Origin of the sequence: Arthrobacter sp. PAMC25564, assembly GCF_004798705.1 — a bacterium.
Classification (GTDB): domain Bacteria; phylum Actinomycetota; class Actinomycetes; order Actinomycetales; family Micrococcaceae; genus Arthrobacter.
Genome location: NZ_CP039290.1, coordinates 2,194,240 through 2,212,759, shown reverse-complemented (window position 1 = coordinate 2,212,759; position 18,520 = coordinate 2,194,240). Strand labels below are relative to the sequence as shown.

17 protein-coding genes and 1 tRNA gene are annotated in these 18,520 nt (G+C 67.7%); 6 read left to right on the top strand and 12 right to left on the bottom strand.

Annotated features, from left to right (window positions below; all coding sequences use genetic code 11):
* Positions 1 to 91: 91 nt before the first annotated feature.
* The 5 genes from E5206_RS10265 to E5206_RS10245 all read right to left on the bottom strand — a co-directional run bounded on the left by E5206_RS10265 (position 92) and on the right by E5206_RS10245 (position 2,534).
* Entirely contained in the window at positions 92 to 382 is a 291-nt protein-coding gene (locus E5206_RS10265) for a hypothetical protein (protein ID WP_168709313.1), read from the bottom strand.
* A gap of 147 nt (positions 383 to 529) precedes the next feature.
* Positions 530 to 605, bottom strand: a tRNA-Val gene (locus E5206_RS10260).
* Positions 606 to 686: 81 nt separating this feature from the next.
* On the bottom strand, positions 687 to 1,607 hold the full coding sequence (locus E5206_RS10255; protein WP_136322393.1) for an NAD-dependent protein deacetylase: 921 nt from the start codon (positions 1,605 to 1,607) through the stop codon (positions 687 to 689).
* 4 nt (positions 1,608 to 1,611) lie between these two features.
* On the bottom strand, positions 1,612 to 2,118 hold the full coding sequence (locus E5206_RS10250) for a peroxiredoxin (protein ID WP_136322392.1): 507 nt from the start codon (positions 2,116 to 2,118) through the stop codon (positions 1,612 to 1,614).
* Entirely contained in the window at positions 2,115 to 2,534 is a 420-nt protein-coding gene (locus tag E5206_RS10245; RefSeq protein WP_136322391.1) for a DUF3052 domain-containing protein, read from the bottom strand. Before E5206_RS10245 ends, E5206_RS10250 begins: the two co-directional genes overlap by 4 nt.
* A gap of 397 nt (positions 2,535 to 2,931) precedes the next feature.
* On the opposite strand from E5206_RS10245, the gene aceE reads away from it, so the two are divergent.
* From aceE to fabF, 6 genes are all read left to right on the top strand, one after another.
* Positions 2,932 to 5,718, top strand: coding sequence for a pyruvate dehydrogenase (acetyl-transferring), homodimeric type (gene aceE / locus E5206_RS10240; RefSeq protein ID WP_205759894.1), 2,787 nt, complete (start codon positions 2,932 to 2,934; stop codon positions 5,716 to 5,718).
* A gap of 175 nt (positions 5,719 to 5,893) precedes the next feature.
* Positions 5,894 to 7,138, top strand: coding sequence for a helix-turn-helix domain-containing protein (locus E5206_RS10235; protein ID WP_136322389.1), 1,245 nt, complete (start codon positions 5,894 to 5,896; stop codon positions 7,136 to 7,138).
* Positions 7,139 to 7,225: 87 nt separating this feature from the next.
* Positions 7,226 to 8,155: an ACP S-malonyltransferase gene (locus E5206_RS10230; RefSeq protein WP_136322388.1), complete on the top strand. Its 930-nt coding sequence runs from the start codon at positions 7,226 to 7,228 to the stop codon at positions 8,153 to 8,155.
* Positions 8,152 to 9,213 (top strand): beta-ketoacyl-ACP synthase III, encoded by a 1,062-nt coding sequence (locus E5206_RS10225; RefSeq protein ID WP_136322387.1) that lies wholly within the window; start codon positions 8,152 to 8,154, stop codon positions 9,211 to 9,213. Before E5206_RS10230 ends, E5206_RS10225 begins: the two co-directional genes overlap by 4 nt.
* 145 nt (positions 9,214 to 9,358) lie before the next feature.
* Complete coding sequence (locus E5206_RS10220; RefSeq protein WP_011692310.1) at positions 9,359 to 9,604, top strand: acyl carrier protein; 246 nt, start codon at positions 9,359 to 9,361, stop codon at positions 9,602 to 9,604.
* Between the two features lie 206 nt (positions 9,605 to 9,810).
* Entirely contained in the window at positions 9,811 to 11,046 is a 1,236-nt protein-coding gene (gene fabF / locus E5206_RS10215) for a beta-ketoacyl-ACP synthase II (RefSeq protein ID WP_136322386.1), read from the top strand.
* A gap of 350 nt (positions 11,047 to 11,396) precedes the next feature.
* On the opposite strand, the gene E5206_RS10210 is transcribed toward fabF, so the two are convergent.
* The 7 genes from E5206_RS10210 to E5206_RS10180 all read right to left on the bottom strand — a co-directional run bounded on the left by E5206_RS10210 (position 11,397) and on the right by E5206_RS10180 (position 18,515).
* Positions 11,397 to 12,995 (bottom strand): IS1182 family transposase, encoded by a 1,599-nt coding sequence (locus E5206_RS10210; RefSeq protein WP_136320799.1) that lies wholly within the window; start codon positions 12,993 to 12,995, stop codon positions 11,397 to 11,399.
* Between the two features lie 87 nt (positions 12,996 to 13,082).
* Positions 13,083 to 13,586 (bottom strand): DUF3145 domain-containing protein, encoded by a 504-nt coding sequence (locus E5206_RS10205; protein WP_136322385.1) that lies wholly within the window; start codon positions 13,584 to 13,586, stop codon positions 13,083 to 13,085.
* A gap of 294 nt (positions 13,587 to 13,880) precedes the next feature.
* On the bottom strand, positions 13,881 to 14,807 hold the full coding sequence (locus E5206_RS10200; protein WP_136322384.1) for a tyrosine recombinase XerC: 927 nt from the start codon (positions 14,805 to 14,807) through the stop codon (positions 13,881 to 13,883).
* Positions 14,808 to 14,897: 90 nt separating this feature from the next.
* Entirely contained in the window at positions 14,898 to 16,085 is a 1,188-nt protein-coding gene (gene dprA, locus E5206_RS10195; RefSeq protein ID WP_136322383.1) for a DNA-processing protein DprA, read from the bottom strand.
* 60 nt (positions 16,086 to 16,145) lie between these two features.
* Positions 16,146 to 17,696, bottom strand: coding sequence for a YifB family Mg chelatase-like AAA ATPase (locus E5206_RS10190; protein ID WP_136322382.1), 1,551 nt, complete (start codon positions 17,694 to 17,696; stop codon positions 16,146 to 16,148).
* Complete coding sequence (locus tag E5206_RS10185) at positions 17,697 to 18,053, bottom strand: YraN family protein (protein WP_136322381.1); 357 nt, start codon at positions 18,051 to 18,053, stop codon at positions 17,697 to 17,699.
* Positions 18,054 to 18,188: 135 nt separating this feature from the next.
* Positions 18,189 to 18,515, bottom strand: a complete 327-nt coding sequence (locus E5206_RS10180; protein WP_136322380.1) for a DUF2469 domain-containing protein — start codon at positions 18,513 to 18,515, stop codon at positions 18,189 to 18,191.
* Positions 18,516 to 18,520: the final 5 nt, after the last annotated feature.

Genomic DNA, 18,520 nt, shown 5'->3' with positions numbered 1-18,520 from the left:
TTCGTAACAAGCCTTCCACCGCGGCATCCCCCAATAGTCGCGGTGGAAGGCTTTTCCAATGCCCCGGCATGGGCGGCCCGCGGGGCCCGGATTATGCCGCGTCCGCCGTGGCCTCCCGAAGGCGCCAGCCGCCGCCCAGTCCGTCATGGATGATTTCCATCGTGGTCAGGGCCGAACCCGGATTGTGGCCCAGCCTGGCCTGGATCTGCCAGACCTCGACGTCGACGCGGCCCAGTCCCTTGGGCATCCGCCGCTCGGCCTCCCACCAGCTCACCCGCTCGAACCAGCGGACCGGCTCCGCGCCGACAATCCATTCGCGGCGGCCGCGCACCACCGCGCGGGGCCTGCCATCCGGGCCCGATTTCACCATCACGTGTTCCATGCCAGCCACGGTAGGGCCGGGCTCCGACAATATCCGCGGCGTGGCCCCGAAGCCCGGCCGACAACACGGCGGCCGTCCGGCAATCCTCGTCCGCACGCAAAAAAACCCCGCCGTGCGGCCCTTGGGCGGCACTGACGGGGTTTTCCTTGGTGGGTCCTACCGGGATCGAACCGATGACATCCACGGTGTAAACGTGGCGCTCTACCAGCTGAGCTAAAGACCCAATCCGCTGTTTCGGCGCCTCAGCGCTTCAACCAACGAACAGTTACTGTACCGGATGCACCGGGCGGAGCGCCAATCGGGGTCAGAGCGGAGGCAGTTCCGCCGCAAGCCAGGCCAGCGCGCCGCTGACACCGGCGTCGAGCTTGATGGTGGCCAGCTCGTCCCCGCGGGTCTGCCCCCGGTTAATGATGACAACGGCCTTTCCCTGCTTTGCCGCGTGGCGGACAAAACGCAGGCCGCTCATCACCGTCAGCGAGGAACCTGCGACCAGGAGTGCAGCCGCCTCATCCACCATGGCGTAGGAGCGCTCCACCCGGTCCTTGGGCACGTTCTCGCCGAAGTAGACAAAGTCCGGCTTCAGGATGCCCCCGCAGGCAGGACAGTGGGCCACAACGAAGCTTTCGATCAGGCCGGAATCCTCCACGGCGGCATCCGCGTCCGGCGCCATCTCGACTGTGCCGGCCGCAAGTGCCCGTTCCAGGAATCCCGGGTTGAGTTCTTCCAGCACACCTGCCAGCAGCGCCCGGCTGTACCGGCGGTGGCAGGCCAGGCAGACGACCTGGTCGAAGCGGCCATGCAGGTCCACAACATTGATGCTGCCCGCGTCCTCGTGGAGCCGGTCCACGTTCTGCGTGATGAGCCCGGTGAGCAGCCCGCGGCGTTCCAGCCGGGCCACGGCGGCGTGCCCGCCGTTCGGATCGGCGCGGCGCAGATGCGACCAGCCGATGTGGTTGCGCGCCCAATAGCGTTGCCGGTTTTCCGGCCGGGCGATGAACTCCTGGTATGTCATCGGTGCCCGCGGTGCGGCACCCGGCCCGCGGTAGTCCGGGATGCCTGAGTCGGTGCTCAGGCCTGCCCCGGTCAACAGCGCGAAGCGCCGCCCGGCGAGGAGCGCGTGGATTTCCTGCAGCACCTGGAGTTCGTCACGGGCAGGTTCGGCGGCCGCGACCGGGGGAAGGCTGGCAAAGCCAGTCATGCCGACCCCTGGCCGCCGCTGCCTCACGGGTTCAGTTCCCGCCAAGTCCCGCCAGTGCGGCGCGGTATTCGGCAAAGTCCCGGGCCTGGCCGCGGGGGTTTACCACCATGTAGCGGACGATTCCGTCCGCGTCGATGATGAACGTCCCGCGCGTGGCCATGCCGCTCTCCGGGTCAAACACGCCGTAGCGTTCGGCGACGGCGCCATGCGGCCAGAAGTCGGCCAGCAGGTCGAAGCCGTAGCCTTCCTTCTCGGCGTAGGCCCGCTGGGTGAACTTGCTGTCCACCGAGACGGCCAGCACGGCAGCGCCGGCGCCCTCGAAGAGCGCCAGGTTGTCCCGGATCTCGCACAGTTCACCGGTGCAGATGCCTGAAAAAGCGAACGGGAAAAACACAACGACGACGTTTTGTCCCCGGAACTCCGAGAGCTTCACGGGTTCGCCGAACTGGTTCACCAGTTCGAAGTCGGGCGCCAGTTCGCCGACGGCGGGCACGGTTCCGAGGGCAAGCTGCCCCGTGGACGCGACTGCCCCGGTCATTTGTTCTTCCGGGTGACCAGGCGCGTGGCGCTCCAGTCCTTCGAAACGCCCGCCGAGGTGGTGTAGTGCAGGCCCGCAGTGGGAGCGGCGTCCTGGATGTCTGCCGGCGACACGTAGCCCACCCGGCCGGACTTCGGCGTCAGCACCCAGACGACACCGCCTTCGGTCAAGGTGGTCCGTGAGCCGACCAGGGTGTCAACGAGGTCGCCGTCGTCGGACCGCCACCAGAGAATCACGGCATCAACCACTTCGTGGTCGTCTTCATCGAAGAGTTCCGAGCCCGTGAGGTCTTCGATGTCGTCACGCAAGTCGAAGTCGACGTCGTCGTCATAACCGAATTCCTGAATCAGGTCCCCGTCTTTGAAACCCAGTTTCTCCGCCACATTTACCGAAGTGGCGGCGTCGGCCTCGCTCACGTGTTGCTCCTATGCTTAGTGATTTCAATGTCTCCAGTGATTTCCATTACTCCAAGCCAACACCCTTTGAGCCTGCGCTTCAAGCTGTTGGCACCGCGATCCGCCATATTCTGCGTCACACGGGGCGATCCGGTGTCCGCCGGGAGGAACTTCGTCACACAACCAGTATGCCCGTCAAATGCGACAGGGCCCCCACGCGACGGCTACGCATCCCCGAGCCGTCACAGCTAGAGTGGCTGATGACGACTGCGCCCGCGAGGGCAACCGCCCCGCTGATACAGGCAGGCACAGTTGTGATTGGACCTTGCCCGGCACACATGACCGGGCTGTTGTAACCGATATGTCGCACACGTCGCGTTCACGCACGGCAGTTACCCTGCCGGAGCTGAGGGTGCCGATGAATGCGCTCAAAGAGAGGTTGGACGTGGCTGCAGGAGATACCTCCCATATCCTCAGCGGGTTGACAAACCAGCTGCCTGATCGTGATCCGGAAGAGACCGCCGAATGGCTGGAGTCCCTGGATGACCTGATTCAGGAACAGGGCACGGAACGTGCCCAGTACATTATGCGCAGCCTGCTCCAGCGGGCGGGTGCGCAAAGCGTCGGGGTTCCGATGGTGACCACCACGGACTACGTCAACACGATTCCCGTGGACCAGGAAGCTCCGTTTCCGGGCGATGAGGAGATCGAACGGAAGTACCGCGCCTGGCTGCGCTGGAACGCCGCGATCATGGTGCACCGCGCCCAGCGGGCCGATATCGGCGTCGGCGGGCATATCTCCACCTACGCAGGCGCCGCGACCCTGTACGAGGTCGGCTTCAACCACTTCTTCCGCGGCAAGGACCACCCGGGTGGCGGTGACCAGGTCTTCTTCCAGGGCCACGCCTCCCCCGGCATGTACGCCCGCGCCTTTATGGAGGGCCGGCTGACCGAAGAGGACCTCGACGGTTTCCGGCAGGAGAAATCCAAGGCCGGGCACGCCCTGTCCTCCTACCCGCACCCGCGGCTGATGCCGGACTTCTGGGAATTCCCCACCGTTTCGATGGGCATCGGCCCGATGAACGCCATTTACCAGGCGCAGTCCAACCGGTACCTGGAGAACCGCGGCATCAAGGACACTTCCGACCAGCAGGTCTGGGCGTTCCTGGGCGACGGCGAAATGGACGAGCCGGAATCCCGCGGCCTGCTCCAGCTCGCGGCCAACGACAAGCTCGACAACCTCAACTTCGTCATCAACTGCAACCTCCAGCGCCTCGACGGACCGGTCCGCGGCAACGGCAAGATCATGCAGGAACTCGAAGCCTTCTTCCGCGGTGCCGGCTGGAACGTCATCAAGGTGGTCTGGGGCCGCGAGTGGGACGCCCTCCTGGACAAGGACGAGGACGGCTCGCTCGTGAAAATCATGAACGAGACCGTCGACGGTGACTACCAGACGTACAAGGCAGAGTCCGGCGCGTTCGTCCGCGAACACTTCTTCGGCCAGACCCCGCAGACCAAGGAAATGGTCCAGGACCTCACCGACGACCAGATCTGGAACCTCAAGCGCGGCGGCCACGACTACAACAAGGTCTACGCCGCGTACAAGGCCGCCACCGAGTTCAAGGGCAAGCCGACGGTCATCCTGGCGCACACGGTCAAGGGCTACGGCCTGGGCACCCACTTCGAGGGCCGCAACGCCACGCACCAGATGAAGAAGCTCACCCTGGCGGACCTGAAGGCTTTCCGCGACCACCTGCGCATCCCGATCACGGACGAGCAGCTCGAAGCGGACCTGTACCGGCCGCCGTACTACCACCCCGGCATGGATGCCCCGGAGATCCAGTACCTGATGGAGCGCCGCCGCGAGCTCGGTGGCTTCGTCCCCGAGCGCCGGCACAAGCACACCGAGATCACGCTCCCGGAGGAGAAGGTCTACGAGGTCGCCAACCGCGGCTCGGGCAAGCAGCACGCCGCCACCACGATGGCGTTCGTCCGCCTGCTCAAGGACCTCATGCGGGACAAGGAGTTCGGCAAGCGCATCGTGCCGATCATTCCGGACGAGGCCCGCACCTTCGGGATGGACGCGTTCTTCCCGACCGCGAAGATCTACAACCCGAACGGCCAGAACTACCTCTCCGTGGACCGTGAGCTCGTCCTGGCCTACAAGGAGTCCATCTCCGGGCAGATCGTGCACGCCGGCATCAACGAGGCCGGTTCCGTCGCGGCGTTCACCGCCGCCGGAACCTCCTACGCCACCCACGGCGAGCCGCTGATCCCGATCTACGTCTTCTACTCGATGTTCGGCTTCCAGCGCACGGGTGATTCCTTCTGGGCCGCGGCAGACCAGATGACCCGCGGGTTCATCATCGGTGCCACCGCGGGCCGGACCACGCTGACCGGTGAGGGCCTGCAGCACGCCGACGGGCACTCCCCCATCCTGGCCTCCACCAACCCGGCGGTCGTCTCCTACGACCCGGCCTACGGCTACGAGATCGGCGTGATTGTCCGCGACGGCCTCAACCGCATGTACGGTCCCGGCACCGACTCCGCCGCCGGAACAGACACGGACCGGAACCTGATGTACTACATCACGGTCTACAACGAGCCGATCATCCAGCCGCCCGCCCCCGCGGACCTCGACGTCGAGGGCATCACCAAGGGCATTTACCTGCTCGCGCCGGCCAAGATTGACGGCCCGCGCACGCAGATCCTCGCCTCCGGTGTGTCCGTCCCCTGGGCCCTCGAAGCCCAGAGGCTCCTCGCCGAGGACTGGGGCGTCTCCGCCGACGTCTGGTCCGTGACGTCCTGGACCGAACTGCGCCGTGATGCCATGGCCGCCGAGGAAGAAGCCTTCCTCAACCCGGGCCGGCCCGCCCGCGTCCCGTTCGTCACCGAACAGCTCGCCGGCGCCACCGGGCCGATCGTGGCCGTCACCGACTACATGAAGGCAGTGCCGGACCAGATCCGCCAGTTCCTCCCGAACGAGTTCGCCTCGCTCGGCGCGGACGGCTTCGGCTTCTCGGACACCCGCGCCGCCGCGCGCCGCTTCTTCAAGAACGACATCCACTCGATCGTGGTCCGTTCGCTGCAGATGCTGGCCCGCCGGGGCGAGGTGGATGCCCAGGCTCCGGCCCAGGCGATCGAGAAGTACAAGCTGCACAACGTCAACGCCGGCACCACCGGCAACGCGGGCGGCGACTCCTAGACCGGGTCTCCAGGCCAGGCACGGTACGACGGCGGCTCCCTCCGGTTGGTGGGGAGCCGCCGTCGCCTTTTAGGCCTGTGGCCCGGACGGTGATCCAGCACTGTGATTCAGCGCATGGCGCGTTGTAGCCTTCGCACAAATGGAGCTTGGGCGGCGGGCACCGTATGCTCGATGCATGGCAGAGCCGATCACCACTCCCGCAAAACGCAAGCCAAGCTCGAGGGCGATGACTCCGGAGAAAGCCGAAACCCTCAAGAAGCTCAGGGGCAGCGTGGGCCAGTTGTCCACCACGACGCTGCGCCAGCTCGAGAAGTCACTGCCCTGGTACAGCCGGCTCAACTCCGATGAACGCTCTGCCCTGGGCATGGTGGCCCAGAACGGCATCGCGGCCTTCGTCACCTGGTACGAGCGCCCCAGCTCGCCGTCGTGGATCCTCTCCGATGTCTTCGGCACCGCGCCGACCGAGCTCACCCGCTCCATCAGCCTGCAGAAAGCCCTCCAGCTCATCCGGATCGTCGTGGAAGTCGTCGAGGACCAGGTGCCGGTGATCGCCCCGGAGGCGGACCAGTCGGCCCTGCGCGAGGCCGTGCTGCGCTACTCGAGGGAAGTCGCCTTCGCCGCCGCCGACGTCTATGCCCGGGCCGCCGAGTCCCGCGGCTCCTGGGACACCCGGCTGGAAGCGCTCATTGTCGATGCCATCCTGCGCGGCGAAAACACTGACGCGCTGCGGTCCCGGATCGCCGCCCTGGGCTGGAAAGCGCAGGAGCGCTTCACCGTCATGGTGGGAAATTCCCCGTCCGAACCCAGCGCCAGCTACGTCAGCGAACTGCGCCGCACGGCCAGCCGCTTCGCCGAGGACGCCCTCGTGGGCATCCAGGGCGACAGGCTCATCCTCATCCTGGGCGGGGTCAAGGACCACGAGACGGCCTACCTGAAGCTCAGCGAACTCTTCGCCCCCGGGCCCGTGGTCTACGGCGCCGAGGCGGGCTCGCTGCTCGAGGCCAGCGGCTCCGCCCAGTCCGCCTTCGCCGGACTCACGGCGGCCCGCGCCTGGCCCTCTGCGCCGCGTCCGGTTGCCGCGGATGACCTGCTGCCCGAGCGGGTGATCTCCGGCGATGACGCCGCCCGCCGCTCCCTCGTCAAGAACATCTACCGGCCCCTGCTGGCAGCGTCCAACGGGCTCGTGGAGACCCTGGGCACCTACCTGGAACTGGGGCATTCCCTTGAGGCGACGGCCCGGGAACTCTTCGTCCACGCTAACACCGTGCGCTACCGGCTCAAGCGTGTCTGCGACGTCACAGGCTGGGATCCGCTCCTTCCCCGGGAGGCCTTCGTGCTCCAGACCGCGCTTGTCGTGGGCCGGCTTTCCGCCCCGCTGAAGCCCGTTGCCGAACGCCAACCGTCCCGTAACAACGCCTAATCAGTTGTAGACTTCCTACAAACTGACCCAGTGAGCTTGGTGCATGAATGCACCGATAATCACGCGGTAATTTGGAAAGCTGGATACGTGCTTGCAATCGTTTGCCCTGGACAGGGCTCCCAGACCCCTGGCTTTCTGGCCCCGTGGCTAGAACTGCCTCCCGTCGCAGGCCATTTGGCCTCCCTGAGCGAGATAGCAGGTATCGACCTCGCCGTCCACGGCACCACCTCCGATGAGGAGACCATCAAGGACACCGCCGTTGCGCAGCCCCTGATCGTCGCCGCCGGCCTGGTGGCCGCAGCGTCCCTGTTCGACGTCGAACTCGGCACGCTACCGGTGATCCTGGCCGGCCACTCCGTCGGCGAGATCACGGCCTCGGCCCTGGCCGGGGTCCTGACCGAAACCGAAGCCATGACGTTCGTCCGCGAACGGGCCAACAGCATGGCCGCCGCCGCGGCAGCCACCCCCACCGGCATGAGCGCCGTCGTCGGAGGAGACCCGGCCGAGGTACTGGCAGCCATTGCCGCCTGCGGCGCCACGGCAGCCAACGTCAACGGCGCCGGACAGACGGTCGCCGCGGGAACCCTGGACCAGCTCAAGGCCCTCGCGGACAAGCCGCCGGCCAAGGCCCGGGTGATCCCGCTCAAGGTTGCCGGGGCCTTCCACACCTCGCACATGTCCCCCGCGGTTGCAGCCCTGCGGGCCCTCCGGCCCGCGCTCCACCCGCGGAACCCCCAGGTTCCCCTGCTGTCCAACTTCGACGGCGCGGAAGTCACCGACGGCGGCGCCGCCGTCGAGAGCCTGATCGCCCAGGTCTCCCGCCCGGTCCGCTGGGATCTCTGCATGGAGACCCTTGTGCGGCGCGGCGTGACCGGCGTGATTGAGCTCGTCCCGGCCGGCACCCTGGCCGGACTGGCCAAACGCGGCATGCCCGGCGTCAAGACCGTCACCGTCAAGACCCCGGACGACCTGTCCGCCGCCCTGGCCCTATTCGCAGAACTGGAAGGACAGGCATGAGCGTTCCTACCCTGAAGCAGGCGCCCCTGCACGAGAACACCCGCATCATGGGAGTCGGGGCTTACCGGCCCAGCGTGATCGTCACCAACGAGGACGTCTGCCAGTGGATCGATTCCTCGGATGAGTGGATCCGCCAGCGCACGGGCATCATCACCCGGCACCGCGCCCCCGCCGACGTCAGCGTGATCGACATGGCCGAAGGCGCCGCCCGCGAAGCGCTCGCGAAGGCCGGCATCGAAGCATCCCAGCTCGGCGCTGTGATCGTCTCCACCGTGACGCACCCTTACGCGACGCCGTCCGCCGCCGCCAGCCTCGCTGACCGCATCGGCGCGACGCCGGCCCCGGCCTTCGACATCTCCGCCGCCTGCGCGGGCTACTGCTACGGCATCGCCCAGGCCGACGCGCTGGTGCGCTCCGGTGCGGCCGACTACGTCCTGGTCGTCGGCGCCGAGAAGCTCTCCGACGTCATCGACAACACCGAACGCACCATCTCCTTCCTGCTCGGCGACGGCGCCGGCGCCGTGGTTATCGGCCCCTCCGAAACCCCCGGTATCGGCCCCTCGGTGTGGGGCTCGGACGGCAGCAAGTGGGACACGATCGGCATGACCCACTCGATGCTGGACCTCCGTGAACTCGCGACGACGGGCAAGCACGGCAGCGCCATCAGCGACGAGGAAGCCGCCGTGACCGACGCGTCACTGTGGCCCGCCCTGCGCCAGGACGGCCAGTCGGTGTTCCGCTGGGCGGTCTGGGAGATGGCCAAGGTGGCGCAGCAGGCGCTGGACGTTGCCGGCATCACGGCGGACGATCTCGCCGCCTTCGTTCCGCACCAGGCCAACATGCGCATCATCGACGAGATGGTCAAGAAGCTGAAGCTTCCGGCCACGGTCAAGGTTGCCCGGGACATCGCCGACGCCGGCAACACCTCGGCCGCCTCGATCCCGCTGGCCACCCACCGCCTGCTCCAGGAAAACCCGGAGCTGAGCGGCGGTCTGGCACTGCAGATCGGCTTCGGAGCCGGACTGGTCTTCGGCGCCCAGGTGATCGTGCTCCCGTAGCACCCAACGCTTTCCCCCGAACTGAATACGTTCTAACCAGCACGCATTCCCACACCAAGCCGAACCCTCGGTTTGAATCATTTCCGCCCGAGACTGCCGGCATTCCACCGGCCGCCGATGGCAATAACAAGAAAAGGAGCCATCAATGGCTAGCAACGAAGAGATCCTGGCCGGCCTGGCTGAAATCGTCAACGAAGAGACCGGCCTCGCCACCGAAGCCGTCGAGCTGGACAAGTCCTTCACCGAGGATCTGGACATCGACTCCATCTCGATGATGACGATCGTGGTCAACGCTGAAGAGAAATTCGGCGTGCGCATCCCGGACGAAGAGGTCAAGAACCTCAAGACCGTCGGCGACGCCGTCAGCTTCATCGCCAACGCCCAGGCCTGATCCAGGCTTTCGTGGCTCCGGCCGGCAACGGCTGAACCCGGTGGCCGGTCCGGGGCGCTGCACAGCGCCCCGGACCGGGCCACTTCCAGCATCACCAGAGTTTGCGCGACCCAGTTCGCAAAACCGAAGAGTTTTCCCCACGCAGGCCCCCGGCAATCCGGTTCCCGGTTCCGGACACGGCAGGCGCACCGACAGAGAGTGATCCCATGGCACGCAAAGTAGTCATTACCGGTTTGGGTGCCACCACGCCCATTGGCGGCGATGTCCCCACGATGTGGAAGAACGCGCTGAAGGGCGTCTCCGGCGCGCACACGCTTGAGGACGACTGGGTGGCCAAGTACGAGCTGCCCGTCCATTTCGCCGCCCGCGCCACCACCCCCGCGACTGAGGTCCTGAGCCGGGTGGAAGCCAAGCGCATGGACCCGTCCACCCAGTTCGCCGTCGTCGCCTCCCGCGAAGCCTGGGCCGATTCCGGCATCACCGAGGTAGACCATGACCGGCTCGCCGTAGCCTTCGCCACCGGCATCGGCGGCGTCTGGACCCTCCTGGACGCGTGGGACACGCTGCGCGAAAAAGGCCCCCGCCGTGTCCTGCCCATGACCGTGCCCATGCTGATGCCCAATGGCCCCGCCGCTGCGGTCAGCCTTGATCTCGGCGCCCGCGCCGGCGCCCACACCCCCGTCTCCGCCTGCGCCTCTGGCACCGAGGCCGTCCACATGGGCCTGGACCTGATCCGCTCCGGCAAGGCCGACGTCGTTGTCTGCGGCGGCGCGGAAGCTGCCATCCACCCGATGCCGATCGCCGCGTTTGCCGCCATGCAGGCACTTTCACGCCGGAACGACGACCCCGAACACGCGTCACGGCCCTACGACCGCGACCGCGACGGCTTCGTTATGGGTGAAGGCGCCGGTGCCCTGGTGCTCGAAGCCGAAGAACACGCCTTGGCGCGCGGCGCCCGGATCTACGCGGAGCTGGCCGGCACCTCGGTCACGGCCGACGCATACCACATCACGGCCCCGGATCCTGAGGGACTGGGGGCCACCCGGGCGCTCAAGGCTGCCATGTTCGACGGCCGCATCCAGGCCGAGGACGTCGTGCACGTCAACGCGCACGCCACTTCCACCCCGGTGGGTGACAGGCCCGAGTACGCGGCGCTCAAGGCCGCCCTCGGCAACCACGTGGACAGCGTGGCCGTCTCCGCCACCAAGTCCCAGATGGGCCACCTGCTGGGCGCGTCCGGCGCGGTGGAAGCCGTGCTCACCGTGCTCGCCGTGTATGAGCGCAAGGCCCCGGTGACCATCAACCTGGAGAACCAGGATCCCGAGATCCCGCTCGACGTCGTCACGACGGCCCGCGATCTGCCCGGCGGCAGCATCGTGGCGCTGAGCAACTCCTTCGGCTTCGGCGGCCACAACGCCGTCATCGCGGTGCGGAGCATCTAGTTCCACGCTTCAGCCTCTGAGGCGCTCCCCCGCACCGGGATGACAGATGGCGGCGATGTTCCTGTGAACATTGCCGCCATCTGTCATTGGGCGTAACGGTGAAGTTGCTATGGAAGGTACTGCCTGCCGCCCGGACCCGGTGGGCCCGGGCGGACGCTTAGGAGCGCGCTGAACTAATGGCTGTTTGAGGGGCCGGTTCGGTGTCTGGGCGTCCGGGGCGGCCCCTTCGTCGTTTCGGGGGTTCGGGCGGGACGGGCGTTTTCCGGTCGCCGGCCCGTTTGGAGTATCGGCGGCGGGGGCGTGGGTGCCTTCGCCGGCGGTGCCCGGAGGGCGCGGCTGGCGCCCCGGGGCTATGCGATGGCCCAGGCGCCCTCCCGGACGGTCAGCCCGAGGCTGAGGAGGCGTTTGAGGTTCACCGCGCCGGCCCGGAGCCGGAACCAGGCATCGTTTTTCGCCACGCCGAGGTAGCGCAGGCGCCGGTTGTTCCCGGCGGTGAGCCACGCGATGGAGCGTTCGACCATGGGCCGGTGCTGTTTGTAGTCGGACTGGAAGTCCTCGTTCCGGGCTGCGGCGCGGTGGGCGCGCATCAGTTCGTGGTCGGGATGCAGTTCGATCTTGCGGCCGCCTGCCGCGGTCGTGCACCTGTCTTTCAGCGGGCACCCGCGGCAGGCGGCGCCGAAGGTGACGCGGCCCTTGGCCGTGATCCTGCGGCTGAGCCCGTTCGGGCAGGTCAGCGTCCCGGCGGCCTTGTCGTAGGCGAAGTCATCGATCGTGAATCCGCCGGCGATGGCGGCGGCCAGCGGTTTGGGTTTGACCAGGGCCCGGTGTCCGGCCGCGGCGAGGGCCTTGAGCATGTCCCCGGTGCCGTAGGCCGAATCACCGAGGGCGTCCACCTGCTGGTTTTCCTCCACCGTCGGGTCCGCTGACAGCAGCCCGGCCCCGGCCTCGGCATCCGAGGAACCGGGGCCGGCGGCCTTCGTTACCGCGGCGGCAGTCACGATCCCGGTCCCGGGCTCGTTGACGATGTGTGCCTTGTATCCGTCCCGCATCGCCTTGCGGGTCTTGTGGGCGTGCCGCGCGTCGGGGTCCACGATGGAGATCATCCGGTCCGGGGCGGTTTTCCGGGCGATCTTCCACCGCCCGTCCGTGCCGTCCGAGTCCTCGGCCGGTTCCACGTCCTGCCCGGCAACCAGCGCCAGCAGCGCATACGCTTCGGCGGCCTTCGGATCGCCTGCATCGGAAGGATCGCCGGGGTTTTTGTCGAACTGCTGCGGGTCCACCGCCGCCAGCAGCGCCAGCGCGTCGTTGACCAGGGCGGAGATCAGCTCGTCCCTGGCCTGCGCGTCGTCCCAGGCGATGTCCGGTTTCCCGGCACGGGTGTAGTCGTACCCGGTGGCGTGGGCCGCGATCAGGTCCTTGCCGCCGGGCACATCGCGGCCGAAGCGGCGCACGGCGGCGATCAGCTGCGTGACGGTGTCCTGCCGTGCGACCGCGTCATCCAGGACCGTCGAGTCAAGTGCCCTGCGGTTGCGGCCCTTGAGGATCCCGGTGGCGGTGACGACTTCGGTGACCGCGTCCATGATCCGGTGCGGGTTCGCGCTTGCCGCCAGGCGCTTGCGCCAGTACACGAGCGTGGTCGGGTGGAACGCGGTATCCGTCAGCGCGTACCCGCAGGCCGCCTTCCACCGCAGGTCATACGTCAACGCCTCGGCGGTCTCCCGGTCCGAAAGCCCCTGCAGGGCCTGCAGCACCAGCACCGAGCCGATCACCGGCGCCGGCACCGAGGGCCTGCCCCGCTTCGACCCGAACAGGTCCTCCATCATCGAATCAGGGAACAACCGTCCCCGGTGTTCGGCCAGGAACGCGAAAACGCTGCCCGGGGCCAACAGCTCCCCGGCCAGCGCCTCCACGTCCAACAGCGTCCGCTGTTCCCGCTCACGTCCTTGCATAAGACCAGTCTTAACCACCGGGCCGGCAAGTCCAGCAGGCACGCCTTAAACCTTCGAGATTACCGACGCAAATTGTTCAGCACCCTCTTAGCCGACCTGGTGGAGCCAGCGGACGGGAGCGCCTTCGGCTGCGTGCCGGAAGGGCTCGAGTTCCTCGTCCCAGGCTTCGCCGAGGGCCAGGGAGAGTTCGTGGTAGACCGCGGAGGGGTCGCCGGCGCCGGATTCGTAGGCGTAGCGGATACGGTCCTCGGAGACCATGATGTTGCCGTGGACGTCCGTGACCGCGTGGAAGATGCCGAGTTCAGGCGTGTGGGACCAGCGGCCGCCATCGACGCCCTGGCTGGGCTCTTCCGTGACTTCGTAGCGCAGGTGCGCCCAGCCGCGGAGCGCGGACGCCAATTGGGCCCCCGTGCCCGGGGTTCCGGTCCACGAAAGCTCGGCCCGGAACATTCCGGGCGCGGCTGGCTGAGCGGTCCACTCCAAATCCGTCCGCTTGTCCACGACCGACCCTATGGCCCACTCGACGTGGGGGCACAAGGCAGTCGGGGCCGAGTGAACAAACAAGACACCGCGGGTCAGTGCAACAGACATTCCATCCTCCATAGCTATAGGTACGTCTTCCCCAACGACCTCTGCCTGGATGTCTGTCTGTTGCTCGGATCCGAATCGGTGCCGGTGGTCCCTGCCAGACTATTAAGTTGATACGGCCGGGTTTCGAGCTGAGGCGTGAAGCGCTCTAGCTTCAAGCACAACTTGAAACTTACCGGTCGTGAGTCCCATTCTGCCGTACCCCTTCTAATTGCGCCAGTGGAATTCGGCGCGTCTTTTCCGGCGCGCCGTGCGGGGTAACAAAAGGGACTCGAAGCGCCCCATCCAGGTCCGGAATCAGGCCCGCGGGTGCGCCTGCTGGTAGCTCTGGCGGAGCCGTTCGACGGAGACGTGGGTGTAGATCTGGGTGGTCGCCAGGCTGCTGTGGCCCAGGATTTCCTGCACTGCACGGAGGTCCGCCCCGCCGTCGAGCAGGTGGGTCGCTGCCGAGTGCCGCAAGGCGTGGGGCCCGGTGGCGGCGGTGTCGCCCAACCCCTCCAGCATCACCTTGACCACGCTTCGCACCTGGCGCTGATCGACGCGGTTGCCGCGGGCGCCCAGGAACAGGGCGGCCCCGCTGGTACCGGCAGCCAGCGCCGGGCGGCCGCGGCGGAGCCAGTCGTCGACGGCGAGGGCGGCCGGCACGCCGTAGGGCACCGTCCGTTCCTTGTTGCCCTTGCCGAGCACGCGCAGGGTCCTGCGGTCCGGGTCGAGATCGTCCACGTCCATGCCTGCCAGCTCGCCGACCCGGATGCCGGTGGCGTAGAGCAGTTCCACCATGGCCCGGTTGCGGAGGGCCAACGGTTCTCCCCCGGACGCGGCGGATTCCGCCCCCTCGACAAGCCGCAGCACCTGCTGCTGATGCAGCACTCCGGGCAGGGATTTCTCCCGCTTCGGGGCCCTCAGCCGCAGGGCCGGGTCCGCGTCGATCAGGTCCTCACGGACCGCCCAGGCCGTGAACGCCCGGGCGGTGGCGGAGCGGCGGGCCAGGGTGGCACGGGACATGCCCGATTCGCTCTGGGACCCGAGCCAGCGCCGCAGCGTGCCGAGGTCCAAGCCGTCAAGGTCCGTGACTCCTTCAGATACCGCGTGGGCCAGGAGGCTTCCAACGTCCGAAAGGTAGGCCCGGACAGTGTGGGCCGAGCGCCCCCGCTCCATCTCCAGATAGCGGCCGAACCTCTGGGCTGCCGCGGCCAGGACGGCCGGGAGTTGCTGTGTAGACACCCTCCTACTCTCGCAGTATTCGCCCGGCAATCAAGGAGCGGGACGGCGAGCCGTCAGACTGCCGCCTGGCCGGGGTCCGGCGGCATGGATTCAGCCCGCCTTTCCGGCGCGTTTCCAGCCTCCCCGATGCGACTCGGCCAGGCCGAGCAGCCCGAGCCTGCCCAGCCCGGCTCGGACGGACTCCGGGCTGAGCCCCGCAACGGCCGTCAGCTTTTCGACCGAACTCGTGGTCCGCAAGGGAAGAGCATCCAGCAGGATCAGGTCCTCAAGGGTCAGGCCGTCGTGGTCCTCCACCCTGCCCCTCTTGTCCTGGGGCAACGATTGGCCACTGGGCGAAGCCAGCTCCGCAATCTCCCCCGCATCGGTGACACAGACCGCCCCGCCTTCCCGCAGCAGCCGGTGGCAGCCGGCGGAATTGGCACTGTGGACCGATCCCGGGACTGCACCGACGGCCCGGCCCAGGCTTTCGGCATGGTGCGCCGTATTGAGGGCACCGGACCGCCACCGTGCCTCGACGACGACTGTCACCGAAGCCAGCACAGCAATCAGGCGGTTCCGCTGCAGGAACCGGTAGCGCGTGGGCGCGGAGCCAGGCGGGACTTCCGCCAGGACGGCTCCCTGGTTCGCCACGGCCCTGAGCAGATCCTCATTCCCGGACGGGTAGAACCGGTCCACTCCCCCGGCCATGACCGCGATCGTCGGCACCCCTCCGGCGCTCCCTGCGAGGGCGGCCCGGTGGGCGTGGGCGTCGATCCCGTAGGCGCCGCCCGAGACGATGGTGAAGCCGCGCTGCGCCAGCGAGTAGGCAAGATCGCCCGTCACGGAAGATCCGTAGGCAGTGCTGTCACGGGAGCCCACCAGGGCGATAGATTTCGCGGCCGGGGGCAGTTCCTGCTCGACTCCGCGCCACCAGAGGCACAGGGGCTCCTGCAGACCGAGGTCCGCCAATTGCCGGGGCCAGAGTTCATCAGCGGGGATGATCATGCGGCCTCCGAGCCGGGCCAGCGTTGCGAGGTCCCGTGCCGGCGCCAGATCCGGAACCCGCGGTGCCCAGCGTTTCAAGGCCTCACCCAGGCCTGCCCAGCCGCCGCCGGAGCCGGCATCTGCCAGCAGCCGGGAAATCTCCTGTTCCAGGCCTGGGCCGGCGGCGAGCCGGCCGGTGGCTATCCTCAGGGCATCGTCGGCTCCCGTGAGCTGCACGAGTGCCAGCCCGGCGGCATCCTGAGGCTCGAACAGGCGGGACAGTGCAGCCCGGGCGGTCCTTTCGTCATCACTCATGGTGTGTCCTTTCGCGTGGCTGATAGCCGGTGGTTTGGCGGGGCTGCCGTGGCCTGGCGCTCACGCGGCGGATGTGGCCGCTTGCCGGAGGCTGAGTGCCTGCCCGATGTCGTCCGCGTGCGGAGTATCCCGGCGGGACAAATCCGCCAAAGTCCATGCCAGGCGTAATACGCGGTCGTAGCCGCGGGCTGTGAGTACGCCGCGCTCCAGGGCGTGGTCCAGGATCCTTGTCGTTGGCGGGGCAAGGCGCAGCGCGCCCCTGAGCACCCGCCCGGGCACCTGTGAATTGGTCTCCAGGCCGAATGGCAGCAGCCTTTCCAGCTGGCGGTCCCGGGCCGCCCGGACGCGTTCCGCGATCGCTGCGGTGTCCTCCTCCCCGCCTGTCTGGCCGAAGTCTGCCAACGAGACCCGCTCAATCTCCAGCTGGATGTCGACCCGGTCCAGCAACGGACCGGACATCCGTGCCAGATAGCGGCGCCGCATGGTCGGTGTGCAGCTGCAGTCCAGACCCTTGCCCGAGGCCTTTCCGCAGGGGCATGGGTTAGCTGCGAGGACCAGCTGGAAACGGGCCGGATAGGCAGCTGTCCCGGCGGAGCGGTGAATCACCAGCTCCCCGCTTTCGAGCGGCTGCCGGAGGGCGTCGAGGACGCGGCGCTCATATTCCGGCGCCTCGTCAAGGAACAGCACGCCGCGGTGTGCCCGGGACGCCGCACCCGGCCGCGGGAGCCCTGATCCGCCGCCGATGATGGCGGCCGACGTGGCGGTGTGATGAGGGTTTTCGTAGGGCGGCCTCCTGAGCAATTGCACGGAAGCCGATGGCAGGGAACACAGCGAATGGATGGCGGTCACTTCCATGGCCTCCGTGTCGCCCAGATCCGGAAGGAGGCCCGGGAGACGTTCGGCCAGCATCGTCTTGCCCGCTCCCGGCGGACCCGTCATCAGGAGGTGATGGGCGCCGGCGGCCGCAACTTCCAGGGCACGCCTGGCATCGGCCTGGCCGGCGACGTCGCACATGTCCGGCACCTGGAGCGGGACGGCACCGGTGTCCCCGGCACCGTCCGCCTCGTCCGGTCCGGGTTCAAAGTCCAGCGCCAGATCCTGTGGATCGGCGCCGAAGTCGAATGCCAGCCGGGCCAGCGTCGTGTAGCCCTGGACCCGGGCGCCGGGCACAAGACCGGCCTCTGCGGCGTTGGCCCGGGCCACCACCACATCCGGGTAGCCGGAGCGGACGGCCGCCATGACCGCCGGGAGGATGCCGCGCACCGGCCGCAGCCGGCCGTCGAGGCCCAACTCGGAGATGAAGACCGCCCGCCCGGTGGATCGGATGTCATTCGAGGCCAGCAGGGCAGCCATGGCGATCGCGAGGTCGAACCCGGAGCCGCGTTTGGGCAGCGATGCGGGAATGAGATTGGCCGTGATCTTCCTGCGGCTGAGCGGGATGCCCGAGTTCTGCGCGGCGGAGCGGATCCGTTCCTTAGCCTCATTGAGCGAGGCGTCCGGCAGGCCCAGGATCACGAACGCGGGCAACGTCTGGCCGATGTCCGCCTCAACCTCGACGATGTACCCGTTGAGCCCGACGAGGGCCACGCAGTAGGTCCGGCCTAACGCCACCTAGCCCACACCCTTGAGGTGTTCAAGGGCCGGTTCTCCGATGCCGTCGTCGAGCACGGCAATCACGTCCACCCGGCGCTGCGGCGGCCGCCGTTCATGCTCGCGGCACCAAGCGGACGCAAGGCGGTGGAGCCTGGCCAGTTTCTCCACGCCCACGGCCTCGAAGGGATGCCCGTACTCGAGGGACTTCCGGGTCTTCACTTCCGCGATGACCAGCGCATCGCCGTCGAACGCGACGATGTCTATTTCGCCCTCCCGGCAACGCCAGTTGCGGTCCATGATCCGCATGCCCTGGGCTTCGAGGTAATCGGCGGCGAATTCTTCCCCCCGCCGGCCCAGTACGTCCTTAGCTCTCATGAGACCAGCCTGCGGCTGTGCAGCGGACCGGCACAGGGCGTCAGCGCGCTATGTGGGAAACTCCGGGCAGATAGGCCCTACGCGGCACCTGCGGGAGGTGTTGAGGAACAGTGGAGGTCCGTCCTCAGTCCCGGCTCAGTTGCCCAGGTCCCCGACCTTGGGCAGGCCGAGCTCCTCGCTGCGGGGCAGTTCCTCCACGTTGACGTCCTTGAAGGTAAGCACGCGGACGCTCTTGACGAAACGGGCGGAGCGGTAGACATCCCATACCCAGGCATCCTGCAGCGTCAGGTCGAAGTAGACTTCGCCATCCGCGCTGCGGGCCTGCAGGTCCACGTGGTTGGCAAGATAGAAACGCCGCTCGGTCTCGACGACATAGCTGAACAACCCGGCGACGTCACGGTATTCGCGGTAGAGCTGGAGCTCCATGTCTGTCTCATAGTTTTCAAGGTCCTCGGCACTCATGCTTC

What these genes read in the sequence shown, in the direction of transcription:
- fabF (WP_136322386.1), top strand. Translation starts at nt 9,811, where the DNA reads ATGGCACGCAAAGTAGTCATTACCGGTTTGGGTGCCACCACGCCCATT.
- E5206_RS10220 (WP_011692310.1), top strand. Translation starts at nt 9,359, where the DNA reads ATGGCTAGCAACGAAGAGATCCTGGCCGGCCTGGCTGAAATCGTCAAC.
- E5206_RS10210 (WP_136320799.1), bottom strand. Translation starts at nt 12,995, where the DNA reads ATGCAAGGACGTGAGCGGGAACAGCGGACGCTGTTGGACGTGGAGGCG.
- E5206_RS10225 (WP_136322387.1), top strand. Translation starts at nt 8,152, where the DNA reads ATGAGCGTTCCTACCCTGAAGCAGGCGCCCCTGCACGAGAACACCCGC.
- aceE (WP_205759894.1), top strand. Translation starts at nt 2,932, where the DNA reads ATGAATGCGCTCAAAGAGAGGTTGGACGTGGCTGCAGGAGATACCTCC.
- E5206_RS10180 (WP_136322380.1), bottom strand. Translation starts at nt 18,515, where the DNA reads ATGAGTGCCGAGGACCTTGAAAACTATGAGACAGACATGGAGCTCCAG.
- E5206_RS10205 (WP_136322385.1), bottom strand. Translation starts at nt 13,586, where the DNA reads ATGTCTGTTGCACTGACCCGCGGTGTCTTGTTTGTTCACTCGGCCCCG.
- E5206_RS10185 (WP_136322381.1), bottom strand. Translation starts at nt 18,053, where the DNA reads ATGAGAGCTAAGGACGTACTGGGCCGGCGGGGGGAAGAATTCGCCGCC.
- E5206_RS10265 (WP_168709313.1), bottom strand. Translation starts at nt 382, where the DNA reads ATGGAACACGTGATGGTGAAATCGGGCCCGGATGGCAGGCCCCGCGCG.
- E5206_RS10250 (WP_136322392.1), bottom strand. Translation starts at nt 2,118, where the DNA reads ATGACCGGGGCAGTCGCGTCCACGGGGCAGCTTGCCCTCGGAACCGTG.
- E5206_RS10235 (WP_136322389.1), top strand. Translation starts at nt 5,894, where the DNA reads ATGGCAGAGCCGATCACCACTCCCGCAAAACGCAAGCCAAGCTCGAGG.
- dprA (WP_136322383.1), bottom strand. Translation starts at nt 16,085, where the DNA reads ATGAGTGATGACGAAAGGACCGCCCGGGCTGCACTGTCCCGCCTGTTC.